The organism is Sphingomonas faeni, from assembly GCF_024273235.1.
Classification (GTDB): domain Bacteria; phylum Pseudomonadota; class Alphaproteobacteria; order Sphingomonadales; family Sphingomonadaceae; genus Sphingomonas; species Sphingomonas faeni_A.
The window spans coordinates 38,471-52,749 of sequence record NZ_JANBVH010000003.1 but is presented as its reverse complement, the minus strand read 5'-3'; the positions used below and the strand labels follow the sequence as shown (position 1 = coordinate 52,749).

Below are 14,279 nucleotides of genomic sequence, written 5' to 3'. Positions count from 1 at the left end.
CCCCCAATTGGGCCCCGGCCTTCGCCGGGGTGGAAACACTCGGTTACTAGGCTGAAAAGCGCGCTGCCAACTCGGCATTATTCTGCGACACGGCCAGCGAGTGTACGGTGTTGCCCGCCGCATCCTCGATCGCCGGATCGGCGCCGTGCTCCAGCAACAGGTCGATGATCGCCGTCTTGTTCACGAGCGCCGCCATCATCAGCGCGGTCTGGCCGACGCCATTGCGCCGGTTCACGTCGGCGCCTGCATCGAGCAGGATCTGCGCGATCTCGGTATAGCCCTTGAAGCAGACACCCATCAGCGCGGTGTTGCCGCGCGCGTCCGCTGCACCGTCGACCTTCGCTCCTGCCGCGAGGAGCGCTGCGGTCGCTTCGGCCTGGCCGTTGTAACTGGCGATCACCAGCGGCGTGTAGCCCTTGGCGTCAGTCACCTCGATATCGACGCCCGCCTGCAGCAGCGCGGGGATCATCTCGTCCCGCCCCGTCCGCGCGGCGTCGAACATCAGTTCGACCAGTCGCTCCATCGGCGGCAGCGGCGGTAGCTCACGCGTGTCAGTCATCATTCGCCTCGATGATATGCGGCACGAACCGCGCGAGATTGCGCGTCACGACCGTTTCATCTTCCCGAACGCCGATGCCTGCGGGTTCGTTGCCGACCATCCACGCGCCGATCACCGGATGCCGGCCGTCGAACACCGGTGGCGGTGCATAGGCCTGACGGATCGCGCCCTCGGCACCATAGCCCTGGTCCAGCACCGCGTGGCCGTCCTCGCCGATCACCTCGACGTTGGCACCCTCGCGCGAGAACAGCGGTTTGCGTACATATTTCGGGCCGAGGATCTTGGCGGCGGGATCGTCGTCGAAGAACGCCGGCAGCAGGTTCGGATGTTCGGGATGCCGCTCCCAGAGCAGCGGCAGGATGCCCTTGTTCGACAGGATCGATTTCCACGCGGGCTCGATCCAGCGCACGTCGGCGCGTGACAGGTTCGGCGCGTAGGGCTCGCGGAGCATGAACTCCCACGGATACAGCTTGAACGCGGCCTGCACCTCGAACCCGTCGGTGTCGATGAAGCGGCCGTCGGCGGCGAGGCCGATGTCCTTCATCTCGACGAACTTCGGCTCGATCCCGACTTGCGACGCCAGATCCTCGAAGAACCGCACCGTCTGGCGATCCTCGAGCGCGCTCGCATCCGCCGCGAAATGGACGAAGCCGCCACTCGGGAACAGCGCGCGGAAGCGTTCGCGCAGCTTGTCGAACAGGCTGTTGAACTGGTCCGTTCCCGCCGGCAACGCACCGCTCGCGAGCAGATCCTCCAGCCACATCCACTGGAACGTCGCGCATTCGAACACCGAGGTCGGCGTGTCGGCATTATACTCGTAGAGCTTGGCCGGTCCGGTGCCGTCATAGGCGAAGTCGAACCGCCCGTAGAGCGACGGCTGGCGCGTCCGCCACGTCTCCGCGACGTAGTTCCACTGCTCGCGCGGGATCGCGAGGCGTTCCATCAGTTGCTGGTCGCGGACCACCTCGTCGACCAGATCGAGGCACATCGTGTGCAGTTGTTCCGCGGCGGGTTCGAGGTCGTCCTCGATCTCCGCGAGCGTGAAGGCGTAGGCCGCGCCCTCGTCCCAATACGGTTCGCCGTCCGTGTCGTGATAGACGAACCCGATCGCGTCGGCCCGGTCGCGCCAGTCGCCGCGCGGGTCGACTGCGATCCGGCGCATCAGGAGTCCGACGTCTTGGAGTCGTCGCGCTGCTCGATCTGCAGCGTCTGGCCGACTTGCGGCGTCTTCGGCGCGGTCAGGCGCGCGAGCACATCGTCCGCCGAGGACTGGCCCGGGCCAATGCCCGCCAGTCGCAGCTTCTCGTCGAGATCGGCGCCGGTGCGACGATCTTCCAACTCACCCGCCGCCTTGATCCGCTCGCCACGGATCGCCTGACGCTCGCGGATGCGGGCGAGGCTGTCGGCGGCCGAGCCGAGCTTGTTGCCCGCACCCATGCTGCCCGACGCGACCGAGGCCTGCGCCTTCTGCACCGACTCGTTGACCTTGACGACCTCGACCTCGCGGCGGAGCTGTTCGATCTTGCGGTCGGTCTGCGCGACCGCGGTGTGGATCTGCTCCTCGGCGGCGCGCATGTCCTCGACCTGTGGGGTCTTCAGCGCGATGTCCTGTTCGAGATCGGCGATCCGCTGCGCGACCTGGCGCGCGAGATCCATGTTGCCCTTCTCGACCGCGATGCGGGCCGACGCCTCGTACTTCGCAGCCTGCGCGCGGAAGCTCTCGACTTCGGTTTCGAGGATGCGGCGGCGTGCGACCAGCCCTGCGAGGTCGTCGCGCGCCTTGCCCTGCGCCTTGTCGGCATCGCGGATTTCCTGGTCGAGGATGCGCAGCGCGTTCGCGTCGACGACCGCCGAACCCGCTTCGTGCGCGCCGGCACGACCGAGGGTGAAAAGCTTGCTCCAGATGGCCATGCCAGTCTCTCCGTTTGTATCTAAATCAGGCGGCGGGAACCTGCGCGTGGCGCAGGTCGGTGGCCGCATCGATCGCATTCTCGGCAAGCGTGCGCAGTTCGATGATCACGGTATCGAGCGGGCTCGACGTCGCCAATTCGCCGAACAGCTCGTAATAATCGCGGCCATCGACGGTGCCGATCCCGAAGTTCGACAGCGGCACCAGCTTCTGCGACTTCAGCAGGAACGTGTTGAATGCCAACTGGTCTTCCTGCTCGTCACACGGCCAGAGCAGCGTGGAGCACGCGATCTGCGCCTCACTGACGTTGACGAACAGTTCGAGGTCGCCGTGATGGTGCATCGTCACCAGCAATACCGGGTCCGCGCCTTCCAGGATCCGCGCGGAAAATTCGCCAGCTTTCGCGGGCTCGGACGTGTCGAGCGCCGCCTTCAGGCTGCGGACGGTCCAGATGTCGGTCAATGCAAGAACTCCCGTGCTTGTCGCTCGCGGAGACACATAGGCGCGGGCGGCGGGCGCGCCAATGGCGCTTTGCGACGGCCTGTGTTTTGGCCTATGCGGGAGGCCAACCAGAGATACGAGGATTGCATGTTCGATCGCCTGTTCGGCCGCAAGCCAGCGCTTGACGGCAACGCCCTGCCCGTCGTTCGCAACGTCACGCTGGGGCGGACGGTCACGGTCGATCCGCTGGCGTGGCGCCGGTTCGGGTCCGAACTCCTGTTCCCGTTCGACCGCGATACGCTGGTGATCGTCGCGCAGGGACTCATCGACCTCAACGAAGGCGGCTTCGTCCACCGGTTCTACACCGACGACGACATCATGTTCCAGGCGGTGTCGAACGACCGCGACGGGCAGGACGTGACGGACGTCACGCTGTTCGCGCCGTGGGACAGCAGCTATCCGTCGTCCGCTGCCGAGCGTCCGGCGTGGAAGAGCCGCCTCAAGGCGCGCACCTTCACCGCCGAAGGGCTGCCCGACTATAGCCGTGCATGGTTCGGTCCCGAGGCGAGCGAGCAGGACCCGGTGACGTTCTGGGAAGAACTGCACGACGACCGCGACGGGATCGTCGATCGCCGTATCTTCCAGACCTGCATGCTGTTCAGCCGCGACCTGCCGGGCGACGACGGCCGCGAATTGCTGCTGGCGATCGACATGGAGAACGAGGCGGGCGAGGTCTCGTTCGAGATCATGCTGGGCGTGGCACTGGAACTCGGCGAGTTCAGGGCCTAGCATCGCGGGCGAACGGCTCCGGGGGAAATGCCATGATCGACCAATACAGCTTCGGCGCCAGCGCGCTCGCCTTTCTGATCGCGTTCGTCGCGGCGGGGGCGTTCACGATTCTCTTCAAGATCATCTTCCAGGCGACGACGCCGTATCACGAAAAATCGCTGATCCGCGAAGGCAACACGGCCGCTGCGATCACGCTGGGCGCGGCGCTGCTCGGCTATGTCCTGCCGCTGGCGTCGGCGCTCACGCATACCGTGACGCTGCTGGAATTCGCGGTCTGGGCCCTGCTGGCAGGCGTGATCCAGATCGTCGCCGCGCTCGTCGTGCGGCGGCTGGTGATGCGCGACATCCACGACCGGATCGTCCGTGGCGACATTGCCGCCGCTACCTATATGGGCAGCATCTCGCTGTGCGTCGGCATCCTCAACGCCGCCTGCATGACGAATTGAGGAAGCATCGATGAAGCGTTCCAGAACGATCGTCCTGACCAGCCTGATCGCGGGCTCGGGCATTTCGCTGACCGCGTGCGACGGCGATGTCGGTGGCAAACCGGTCGAGGCACAGAGCTACGCGTCGGTCCAGGAATGCCGTGCGGCGGGCGCCTTGTCGGCGGTGCAATGCGAGACCGCGTTCGAGCAGGCGAAGGCCGATGCCGCGAAGACCGCACCGCGGTTCGAGGACAGGCAGACCTGCGAGGAGCAATATGGCGCGGCGCAGTGCGAGCCCCGCAATAACGGGAGCGGCGGGAGTTTCTTCACGCCGTTGCTGACGGGGTTTCTGGTCGGACAGGCGCTCAACGGCGGCTTCGGCAACCGCGGCGCGCCGATGTACCGGGATCGGAACGGCAATTATTATGGCGGCGCCGGTGGCCGGATCAACCGCGACTATGTCACCGGGCGAACCCGCGTCGGGTCTGATGCGTTCACGCCGACCACTGCTCGGGCCCCTGCCCGCGTCCAGTCGCGCAGTTCGGTGATCTCGCGCGGCGGCTTCGGCGGCGGCTTCGGCGGGCGCAGCTTCGGGGGATAACGCGGCCGTCACCCCCCTCGTATTGCTTTTAGCGGCGGGCTGGCATCAGCGGGCCACCGATTTCGGTGGCGGCAACGAAGGCCGGGCGCGCGCGGAGGCGATCGAGATAGGCCGCGACTTCGGGATGCTCCTTGAGCAATCCGGCGCTCTCGGCGATCGCGAGGATGTAGCACATCTGGATATCGGCCAGCATCAGTTGCTCGCCCATCAGGTAGGGACCGTCGCCGACCCCTGCGCCGATATAGTCGAGCGTCTTGGTCACCTCGGGTCCGGTGAACTTGGCAAGTCCGTCGGGCAGCCCGCCCATCCGCTTGCCGAGCGACGTCATCATGATCGGCAACGACGCCGAACTCTCGACATATTGCAGCCACTCGTCGTGGATCGCCGCCGCGTCGCTATCGACCGGTGGCGAGAAGCGACGGTCGCCATAACGCCCGTCGATATACGACAGGATCGGTGCGCTCTCGGCCAGCGTCAGTGTGTCGTTGACAAGAACGGGGGCCTTGCCGAGCGGATGGATCGCCTTGAGTTCGGGTGGGGCGCGGAAGTTCTCGTCGCGCTCGTATTTGACGAGGTCGTATTCGATGCCGAGCTCTTCGAGCAGCCACAGGACGCGGATCGAGCGCGAGTAGTTCAGGTGGTGGAGCGTTAACATAAGCGTCCTTCGACTAGGAATGTGCTGCACCGCGGAACGGCTGGGCGGCATCGAAGGTTTCGTCGACCGTGGCTCCGGAATTCTCCGGCAACGGAGAGACGTATGACGAAGCTGACCTGCGACGTGGCGATCATCGGCGCCGGAACCGCGGGCCTTGCCGCCGAGCGTAGCGCGCGTCGCAACGGCGCGAAGACGTTGCTGATCGACGAAGGCTTTGGCGGCACGACTTGCGCGAGCGTGGGGTGTATGCCGTCCAAGCTGTTGATCGCGGCAGGGAATGCCATGCACGCGGTCCGTCAAGCATCGGTATTTGGCGTCGAGGCTTCGGGCACGGTGGACGGCGTCGCGGTGATGAAGCGCGTGCGGAATGAGCGCGATGCGTTCGTCGCCGGGGTCGAGGCTTCGATCGACAAACTGCCCGACGACGTAAAGATCGAGGCGCGTGCGAAATTCGCCGGCGCGACGGTCCTTTCGCTCAGCGATGGTCGCGAGGTTCACGCAAAGGCGGTGGTGATCGCGACCGGATCGAGCCCGATGATCCCCGCAATGTTCGACGCGGTGCGCGACCGGGTTCTGACCAACGAAAGCATCTTCGAACTGACGGACCTGCCGAAGTCGATCGGCGTCGTCGGTGCTGGCGCACTGGGGCTTGAGCTCGCACAAGCGATGACGCGGCTTGGGGTCGACACGATGGTATTCGACAGGGGCGAGACGATCGGCGGCTTGAAGGATCGCCACGTGGCCGAGGCGTATCACACGATCCTGTCCCGCGAGATGCCGATCCTGCTCGGTGTCGAACTGAAGGCCGACCGCGATGGCGACGGCGTCGCTCTGTCCTGGACGGGCTCGGCCACGGGGATAAAACGCTTCGACTATCTGCTGGTCGCGACAGGGCGGCCACCGCAGATCAAGGGGATCGGGTTAGAGACGACCGGGCTTGCGCTAGATGAGCACGGGATGCCGGACTATGATCGCGAGACGATGCAGTGCGGCACCGCGCCGATCTTCATTGCCGGCGATGCGGATCATGACCGGGCCGTGCTGCACGAGGCGTCTTCCGAGGGGACGATCGCGGGGCGTAACGCAGCGAGCTATCCCGAGGTGACGCCAGGCAAGCGGACGGTGCCGTTCGCGATTACCTTCACGCATCCCAACGTCGCGGTGATCGGCAGGATTGCGCAGGACGACGATGCCGACAGCGTGATCGGTACGGCCTCTTACGATGATCAAGGCCGAGCGAAGGTCGAGGCGTGCAACGCCGGGCTGGTGCGATTCTATGCCGATCGCCGCGATGGCCGGCTGACGGGCGCGACGATGGCAGGGCCCGCGGTCGAGCATAGCGCGCACCTGATCGCTTGGGCGATCCAGAGCGGCTGGACCGCGACCGAGGTTCTCGATCTGCCCTTTTATCACCCGACGTTCGAGGAGGGGATGAGGGGCGCGCTGCGCTCGATCTGCGCGGAGGTGCATGCCCCGACGCCGCCGGATCGCGATGACGGGTTCACGCCGGGGACTTGAGGCTCCGCACGATCGATCCTCCCCCGCCAGGGGGAGGTGGCGCCGAAGGTGACGGAGGGGGAGGACGCGGAACCGAGGTTTCTCTTTCCTCCCCCTCCGTCTGGCAAGTGCCAGCCACCTCCCCCTGGCGGGGGAGGATCGAGGGGGTGGCGCTACTCCTCCAGGTCCAGATACGCTACGACGTCGTTCTCCGTTGCCAGGTACAGCCCCGCCTGCACGTCTTCCTCCTGCTGCGCGGCGATCACCAGCGCCTCCTCCAACGGACCGTAGAACAGCGTCGTCGCCGCCCCGCCCTCGCCGCTGTCGTCCAGGTGATAGAGCCGAACCGACACGCTGGAAGAGATCGTACGCATTCCAATACCTTGCTCAATAATTTCACGGAACAAAACCGCCACGACCGGGCGCAACTTTGCCGCGCTTCGTCCGTTCGGTTAACAGATACAGGGGTTTATATGCATCACGATGAAACTTTTCCGGTGTCGCGCCGCGGCGTGATCGCTGGCGGCGTCGCGTCGGCCACGTTGGCAGCGGCGCCCGTCGCGCACGCTCAGACGCAGGGCACCGCGCAATCGGCCCCGCCGACCATGCCGGTCACGCTCAAGGTCAATGGCCGCACGACCAAGCTGAACGTCGACACGCGCACCACGCTGCTCGACGCGCTGCGTGAGAATTTGAAGCTCACCGGCACGAAGAAGGGCTGCGATCACGGCCAGTGCGGTGCCTGCACGGTGATCGTCGAGGGTCGCCGGATCAACAGCTGCCTGATGCTCGCGGTGATGCACGAGGGCGAAGAGATCACGACGATCGAAGGCCTGGGCACGCCCGAGAAGCTGCACGCGATGCAGGCGGCGTTCGTCAAGCACGACGGCTATCAGTGCGGCTATTGCACCCCCGGCCAGATCTGCTCGGCGGTCGCAACGCTCGGCGAGATCAAGGCGGGCATCCCCAGCCACGTTACCGGCGACATCGCCGCACAGCCGAAGGTCACCACCGACGAACTGCGCGAGCGGATGAGCGGCAACATCTGCCGCTGCGGCGCGTATGCGAACATCATCGACGCGATCCACGACGTCGCCGGTACGGAGCGCACGGCATGAAGGCCTTCACTTACGAGCGTGCGACGTCGGCGAAGGAGGCCGCGAGTGCCGCGGTCCGCACGCCGGGCGCGAAGTTCATCGCGGGCGGGACCAACCTGCTCGACCTGATGAAGCTCCAGATCGAGACGCCGCAGCACCTGATCGACGTCAACGGCCTTGGCCTCGACAAGATCACGCCGACGTCGGACGGCGGTCTCCGTGTCGGCGCGATGGTCCGCAACACCGATCTTGCCGCCGATGCGCGCGTGCGGAAGGAGTATGGCGTGCTGAGCCGCGCGCTGGTGTCCGGCGCGTCGGGCCAGCTGCGCAACAAGGCGACGACTGCGGGCAATCTGCTCCAGCGGACGCGGTGCCCGTATTTCTACGACACCACCAAGCCTTGCAACAAGCGTCAGCCCGGCAGCGGCTGCGCGGCGATCGGCGGCTTCAACCGCAACTTGGCCGTCATGGGCACGAGCGAGGCATGCATCGCCACGCATCCGAGCGACATGGCCGTGGCGATGCGCGTACTCGACGCGACGGTCGAGACGGTGAATGCCGCCGGCGAGACGCGGGCGATTCCGATCGCCGACTTCCACCGCCTTCCCGGCGCGACGCCGAACATCGAGACGTCGCTTGCGCCGGGTGAATTGATCACCGCGGTCACCCTGCCCAGGCCGATCGGCGGCACGCACATCTACCAGAAGGTGCGCGACCGTGCGTCCTATGCGTTCGCGCTGATTTCGGTCGCGGCCGTGATCCAGCCGGGTGGTCGGGGGCGTCTCGCCTTCGGGGGCCTCGCCCATAAGCCCTGGCGTGTCGAAGCCGCCGAGGCGCAGATGCCGAACGGCGCCAAGGCAACCGCATCGGCTGTCCTCGCCGGCGCCCGCACCACATCACAGAACGCGTTCAAGCTGCCGTTGGTCGAACGCACCATCGGCGCCGTGTTCGAAGAAGCGAAGGCCTGACGCCCATGAAGTTCGACACCCCCGCCACGGCGAACCCGACCGACCGCATGAAGGTCCTCGGGCAGCCGATCGACCGCGTCGACGGCAAGCTGAAGACCACCGGCACCGCGCACTACGCCTATGAACGCAGCGACGTCGCGCCGGATGCCGCCTATGGCTACATCGTCGGTTCGGCGATCGCCAAGGGCCGGATCGAGAGCATCGACGACGCCGACGCGAAGGCTGCGCCCGGCGTGCTTGCCATCGTCACCTACAAGAATGCCGGCACGGTCGCCAAGGCCAAGGCGCATACCGCGCGGATGCTCGCCGGCCCCGACGTCCAGCATTACGATCAGGCCGTGGCCGTCGTCGTCGCCGAGACGTTCGAACAGGCCCGCGCCGCCGCCAAGCTGTTGCGCGTCAACTACGCCCGGACGGCTGGCAACTTCGATCTGGACGCGGTCAAGGCATCGGCCGCCAAGCCCAAGGACGGCAATCCCGATACCGCCGTCGGCAATTTCGCGGGGGCGTTCGCCAAGGCGGCGGTCAAGGTCGATGAGCAATACACCACGCCCGACCAGAGCCACGCGATGATGGAGCCGCACTCCACGACGGCCGCCTGGAAGGGCGACAAGCTGACCCTGTGGACGTCGAACCAGATGATCAACTGGGCGGTGCGCGACATGAGCGAAACTCTCGGCATGCCGAAGGAGAACATCCACATCATGTCGCCCTATGTCGGTGGCGGGTTCGGGTCGAAGCTGTGGATCCGCAGCGATGCGGTGATGGCGGCACTTGGGTCGCGCGCGATCGGCGGGCGTCCGGTGAAGCTGGCGCTCGCGCGTCCGCAGGTGATGAACAACACTACGCATCGGCCTGCGACGATCCAGCGACTTCGCATCGGCGCGCAAGAGGACGGCAAGATCACTGCGATCGCGCATGAGAGCTGGTCGGGCGATCTGCCCGGCGGCGGTCCCGAGACTGCACCGAACGCGACGCGACTGCTCTATGCCGGCGCGAACAGGATGACGGCGACGCGTCTTGCCGTGCTCGATCTCCCCGAGGGCAACGCGATGCGTGCGCCGGGCGAGGCCGTCGGCCTGCTCGCGCTCGAAGCGGCGATGGACGAGCTGGCCGAGAAGCTGAAGATGGACCCGGTCCAACTGCGCATCATCAACGATACGCAGGTCGATCCGGAAAAGCCGACGCGGCAGTTCTCGCAGCGCGATCTGGTAGGTTGCCTGAAGACCGGCGCCGAACGCTTCGGCTGGAACAAGCGCAATCCCGTTCCCGGCCAGGTCCGCGACGGACGCTGGCTGGTCGGTATGGGCATGGCCTCGGCGTTCCGCGACAACGTCACGATGAAGTCGGGCGCACGCGTCGGGATCGACAAGAAGGGCGTCGTCACCGTCGCCACCGACATGACCGACATCGGCACCGGCAGCTACACGATCATCGCGCAGACCGCGGCCGAGATGATGGGCGTGCCGGTCGACAAGGTGATCGTGCTGCTCGGCGACAGCAGCTTCCCGGCCTCGTCGGGCTCAGGCGGCCAGTGGGGCGGCAACAGCTCGACGGCTGGCGTGTATGCAGCGTGCATGGCGCTGCGCGACTCGGTTGCGCGAAAGCTCGGCTTCAACTCGACCGACGTCGTGTTCGAGGACGGCAAGGTGAAGTCCGGCAACCGCAGCGTCTCGCTGTCGGACGCCGCTGGCGATGCCGGCCTGTCCGCCGAGGATTCGATCGAGTTCGGCGACCTGACCAAGACGTACGCGCAGGCCACGTTCGGCGCGCACTTCGTCGAGGTCGGCGTCGACTCGGCGACCGGCGAGATCCGCGTCCGTCGCATGAGCGGCGCGTTCGCGGCTGGTCGTATCCTCAACCCGAAATCGGCACGGAGCCAGGTGATCGGCGCAATGACGATGGGCGTCGGCGCGGCGTTGATGGAGGACGCGATCGTCGACAAGCGCTTCGGCTATTTCGTCAATCACGACCTCGCCGAATATCACGTCCCCGCCCATGCAGACATTCCGATGCAGGACGTGTTCTTCATGGACGAACTCGACGAGAAATCCTCGCCGATGAAGGCCAAGGGTATCGGCGAACTCGGCCTGTGCGGGGTCGGCGCGGCGATCGCCAACGCGGTCTACAACGCGTGCGGCGTCCGCATCCGCGAATACCCACTGACGCTCGACAAGGTGATTGGCAAGATGGCCTAGTACGCCAAGTGTCCGGATTGAGATCGTCCGGTAGAATATGCCATGCCGGCTAGCGCCTCCCAGTAAGCTTCAATTGAGTTGCTACCAAATGCTCATGTCGGCCGACCGCTTGTTGCCGGTCGGCCGTTTTTTCTTTAAACATCGGGCGCAACGGATCGTGGCTCTCTTTTTGCTAATCTTCACCATGCAACAGGGCGTGTTCCGGAATGGCTATCAATGTTTCCTCGGCGTAGATCGGTAGATCAGGGTCGGGGGAGAACGAGGTTCCTACCGGGAGCCTGACATTGATGAGGAGGTCGACCCGAACGAGTTCCGTCAGCCACGCAGTCCTGACCCTCATCGAATTCACGGAAAAGCTCGATCTGACTAAGAGCACTACCCCCGGCTCCTAAGCCCACGGGTCGTCTTGGGTATTTCGCCGTTACGCCGCGCTTGAAGTTGCTCAAGATACTTGGACGGGCGTATCCGAGGCTAGATAATTGGCTACCCCTTGATCGCGTGTCAGCGGAGGTACGGTGCATCACACGGCGCCGCCGATCAGTTTCCCGATCGCCGCGGTCGCGGCCATCGCGAACGCGCCCCAGAAGGTGACGCGGAGCGTGCCGCGCCAGACGATCGCGCCACCGGTCTTCGCGCCGATCGCGCCGAGCAGCGCCAGGAACAGCAGCGAGCCTATCCCGACCGCCCAGACAAGCAGTCCCGCCGGCACCACGAACACCGTCAGCAACGGCAGCGCCGCGCCGACCGTGAAGCTCGCCGCCGACGCGAACGCCGCCTGTACCGGTCGCGCCCGGGCCCCGAGCGGGATGTCGAGTTCGTCACGGGCGTGCGCCCCGAGCGCATCCTTCGCCATCAACTGCGCCGCGACCGTCGTGGCGGTCGCGGTGTCGACCCCGCGGGCGACGTAGATCGCCGCGAGTTCGGCCAGTTCGCCGCGCGGATCGTCGACCAGCTCGCCTCGTTCCCGCGCGAGTTCGGCATTCTCGGTATCCGCCTGCGCGCTGACCGACACATATTCTCCCGCCGCCATCGACATCGCGCCGGCGACCAGCCCCGCCGTCCCCGCGATGACGATAGCGCTCGTCTGGTTCGCACCAGATGCGGACGCCGCCGCGACGCCGATGATCAGGCTCGCGGTCGACACGATCCCGTCATTGGCGCCGAGCACCGCCGCGCGAAGCCAGCCGATCCGGTCGACGACATGACGCTCCCCGTCGCTGGCGCCGTGGCTGGAGATCGCGCGGGCCATCACGCGATTTCGAGCATGTTCTCGACCTTCACCGCGCCCGGCGCCGCCCAGGCAGTGCGCTCGGCAACCATCCGGTCGTGCGGCGAATCGACCGATCCGGTGAGCCGTACGGTGCCACCGTCGACCGACACCTTGATCGTGTCGCCATCGAAGAACCACGACCGGTGCAGCGCGGTGCGGATGTCGTTGCTGACATCGGTGACGTCGACGCGCGGCTTCAGCGTGATGTGGTTGACCACGCCGACCACGCCTGCGAGCGGCCGCACCGCCGCCTCGGCTGCGTCCTTCTGGAAATGCCAGCGCACTTCGCCGCGCAGGCTGACCCAGCCGTCCTCGACCTGCGCCTTGATGCAGTCGGCCGGGATCGTCGTGTCCCAGGACAGCCGCTCGACGATCGCGCTGGCAATCGCCTCGTCGCCGCGCTTGAAGCGGTCCTCCAGCTGGACTTCGATCTGCTCGGCGACCGCCTTCACGCCATCGACGCGCGCCGCGGCACGTTCGGCGGCGTATTTCGCCGCATAGCTGCCGGCGTGGCCACTCAGCGTGACGACGCCGTTGTTCGCGGTCACGCCGATATGCCCGGCGGGGACGCTCGGATCCCAGTTGAGTTCGGCGAGGACGGCTTTCTGCAATCTTGCGTCGTGGGACATGACACTCTCCTGAAGCGACGCGGGGAGGCCCGGCCGATGATCGCGAACCTATCGATGCGGTCGATCGCGGCCAGCGTCGGGAACTACGCATGCCACGCACCTGCGTAATTCCCGATCCTTTCCCGTATCCCCCAGAACGCCGAAAGTTCAGCGAAAGAGGGAGACCGCGCATGACCTATTCGACCCTGATGGTGCATCTCGACGGCGGGCGCGCCAACGCCGCCCTGCTCGACGTCGCGGCCACGCTCGCCGACCGATACGACGCCGCGGTGATCGGCATCGCCGCATGCCAGCCGGTCCAGATCGGTACGTGCGACGGCTATCTCGGCGGTGAGTACGCGGTGATCGAACGCGACATCGTTGCCGGCGAACTCGCCCGCGCCAAGACCGAGTTCCACGCACACGAGCGGCTATCGCGGCATACGCTCGAATGGCGCTCGATCCCGACGCTCGCCAACATCGCGCACGTCGTGGCGGAGCATGCGCGCGCCGCCGATCTCGTCATCACCAGCGCCGGTCCCGGATTCGCGGACCTCGCGACGCATGCCGATACCGGCGAGCTGATCCTGCACGCCGGCCGACCGGTGCTGGTCGTTCCCGACGGCGCTGCCACCGCGACGTTCGAAACCGTCATGGTCGCCTGGACCGACACGCGCGAATGCCGCCGTGCGATCAGCGATGCGCTGCCGATGCTCCACGCCGCCGACCGCGTCGTTATCGCCGAGGTCGCGATCGACGCGATCGACGCACGGGCGCCGGTCGCCGATGCCGCCGCCTGGCTCGCGCGCCACGGCGTCGACGCGGACAAGATCGTCGCGCGGATGAAAGGCACCAGCATCGACACGCTCGCCGCGGTCGCCGACGAGGTCGAGGCCGATCTCGTCGTCGCAGGCGCCTACGGCCATAGCCGGATCCGCGAATGGGCATTCGGCGGCGTCACCCGCGACCTGCTGCTGCGTGACCGGCGCTGCACCCTGTTGTCGCACTGAGCCATGACCGGGAGTGGCAAGTATCTGGGGCCGCTCGCAGCGGTGAACCCAAGAATAGCGATCGGCGGGACATTATTGTCGGTGATCACGATTATCGAAGGATTATTGGCGTATAGTGGATATTTCGCTTAACATGGGTCATATTCCGATGTCGGAGGTCGAAACCTCGACGCCCGACGGATCGGAATCGTCCGCAGGACAAGGCCCCCGTCTCAATGACTTGCCGAATCGTGTCACGAGCAACCGCACCGC

Annotated in this window: 16 protein-coding genes; 8 read left to right on the top strand and 8 right to left on the bottom strand. The window is 66.1% G+C overall.

Going from position 1 to position 14,279, the window contains the following annotated elements; genetic code table 11:
• Window positions 1–46 precede the first annotated feature (46 nt).
• Genes NLI89_RS02110 through NLI89_RS02095 form a run of 4 tightly spaced genes read right to left on the bottom strand, consistent with a single transcriptional unit; the run spans window position 47 to window position 2,930 of the window.
• A complete protein-coding gene (locus tag NLI89_RS02110; RefSeq protein WP_254685496.1) occupies window positions 47–559 on the bottom strand; it encodes an ankyrin repeat domain-containing protein in 513 nt (170 codons plus the stop codon).
• Window positions 552–1,721: a glutathionylspermidine synthase family protein gene (locus tag NLI89_RS02105; protein ID WP_254685495.1), complete on the bottom strand. Its 1,170-nt coding sequence runs from the start codon at window positions 1,719–1,721 to the stop codon at window positions 552–554. The genes NLI89_RS02110 and NLI89_RS02105 overlap by 8 nt, the downstream gene beginning before the upstream one ends.
• Window positions 1,721–2,470 carry a PspA/IM30 family protein gene (locus tag NLI89_RS02100; protein ID WP_254685494.1) on the bottom strand — a complete coding sequence of 250 codons (750 nt, stop codon included), beginning with the start codon at window positions 2,468–2,470 and terminating at the stop codon, window positions 1,721–1,723. Before NLI89_RS02100 ends, NLI89_RS02105 begins: the two co-directional genes overlap by 1 nt.
• A gap of 25 nt (window positions 2,471–2,495) precedes the next feature.
• On the bottom strand, window positions 2,496–2,930 hold the full coding sequence (locus NLI89_RS02095; RefSeq protein WP_254685493.1) for a YjfI family protein: 435 nt from the start codon (window positions 2,928–2,930) through the stop codon (window positions 2,496–2,498).
• Between the two features lie 126 nt (window positions 2,931–3,056).
• Here NLI89_RS02095 and NLI89_RS02090 point away from each other — a divergent pair, with 126 nt between their 5' ends.
• The 3 genes from NLI89_RS02090 to NLI89_RS02080 are packed head-to-tail and all read left to right on the top strand — an operon-like array spanning window position 3,057 to window position 4,724.
• Window positions 3,057–3,698, top strand: a complete 642-nt coding sequence (locus NLI89_RS02090) for a DUF2491 family protein (protein WP_254685492.1) — start codon at window positions 3,057–3,059, stop codon at window positions 3,696–3,698.
• A 32-nt stretch (window positions 3,699–3,730) separates the two neighbouring features.
• Window positions 3,731–4,144 (top strand): DUF350 domain-containing protein, encoded by a 414-nt coding sequence (locus tag NLI89_RS02085; protein WP_187502084.1) that lies wholly within the window; start codon window positions 3,731–3,733, stop codon window positions 4,142–4,144.
• A gap of 10 nt (window positions 4,145–4,154) precedes the next feature.
• Window positions 4,155–4,724: a DUF1190 domain-containing protein gene (locus NLI89_RS02080; protein WP_254685491.1), complete on the top strand. Its 570-nt coding sequence runs from the start codon at window positions 4,155–4,157 to the stop codon at window positions 4,722–4,724.
• A 28-nt stretch (window positions 4,725–4,752) separates the two neighbouring features.
• Here NLI89_RS02080 and NLI89_RS02075 read toward each other — a convergent pair whose 3' ends face one another.
• A complete protein-coding gene (locus NLI89_RS02075; RefSeq protein WP_254685490.1) occupies window positions 4,753–5,379 on the bottom strand; it encodes a glutathione S-transferase family protein in 627 nt (208 codons plus the stop codon).
• Window positions 5,380–5,481: 102 nt separating this feature from the next.
• On the opposite strand from NLI89_RS02075, the gene NLI89_RS02070 reads away from it, so the two are divergent.
• Window positions 5,482–6,897, top strand: coding sequence for a dihydrolipoyl dehydrogenase (locus NLI89_RS02070; RefSeq protein WP_254685489.1), 1,416 nt, complete (start codon window positions 5,482–5,484; stop codon window positions 6,895–6,897).
• Between the two features lie 152 nt (window positions 6,898–7,049).
• On the opposite strand, the gene NLI89_RS02065 is transcribed toward NLI89_RS02070, so the two are convergent.
• Complete coding sequence (locus tag NLI89_RS02065; protein ID WP_254685488.1) at window positions 7,050–7,250, bottom strand: hypothetical protein; 201 nt, start codon at window positions 7,248–7,250, stop codon at window positions 7,050–7,052.
• Between the two features lie 99 nt (window positions 7,251–7,349).
• Between NLI89_RS02065 and paoA the strand changes: the two genes are divergently transcribed.
• The 3 genes from paoA to paoC are packed head-to-tail and all read left to right on the top strand — an operon-like array spanning window position 7,350 to window position 11,139.
• On the top strand, window positions 7,350–7,994 hold the full coding sequence (gene paoA, locus NLI89_RS02060; protein WP_254685487.1) for an aldehyde dehydrogenase iron-sulfur subunit PaoA: 645 nt from the start codon (window positions 7,350–7,352) through the stop codon (window positions 7,992–7,994).
• Window positions 7,991–8,941, top strand: coding sequence for an FAD binding domain-containing protein (locus NLI89_RS02055; protein ID WP_254685486.1), 951 nt, complete (start codon window positions 7,991–7,993; stop codon window positions 8,939–8,941). Before paoA ends, NLI89_RS02055 begins: the two co-directional genes overlap by 4 nt.
• Window positions 8,942–8,946: 5 nt before the next feature.
• Window positions 8,947–11,139: an aldehyde oxidoreductase molybdenum-binding subunit PaoC gene (gene paoC / locus NLI89_RS02050; protein WP_254685485.1), complete on the top strand. Its 2,193-nt coding sequence runs from the start codon at window positions 8,947–8,949 to the stop codon at window positions 11,137–11,139.
• 520 nt (window positions 11,140–11,659) lie between these two features.
• On the opposite strand, the gene NLI89_RS02045 is transcribed toward paoC, so the two are convergent.
• Both NLI89_RS02045 and NLI89_RS02040 read right to left on the bottom strand, forming a co-directional pair.
• Complete coding sequence (locus NLI89_RS02045; protein WP_254685484.1) at window positions 11,660–12,388, bottom strand: VIT1/CCC1 transporter family protein; 729 nt, start codon at window positions 12,386–12,388, stop codon at window positions 11,660–11,662.
• A complete protein-coding gene (locus NLI89_RS02040) occupies window positions 12,388–13,038 on the bottom strand; it encodes a BON domain-containing protein (RefSeq protein WP_254685483.1) in 651 nt (216 codons plus the stop codon). Before NLI89_RS02040 ends, NLI89_RS02045 begins: the two co-directional genes overlap by 1 nt.
• A 170-nt stretch (window positions 13,039–13,208) precedes the next feature.
• Between NLI89_RS02040 and NLI89_RS02035 the strand changes: the two genes are divergently transcribed.
• Window positions 13,209–14,027: a universal stress protein gene (locus NLI89_RS02035; RefSeq protein ID WP_254685482.1), complete on the top strand. Its 819-nt coding sequence runs from the start codon at window positions 13,209–13,211 to the stop codon at window positions 14,025–14,027.
• Window positions 14,028–14,279 lie beyond the last annotated feature (252 nt).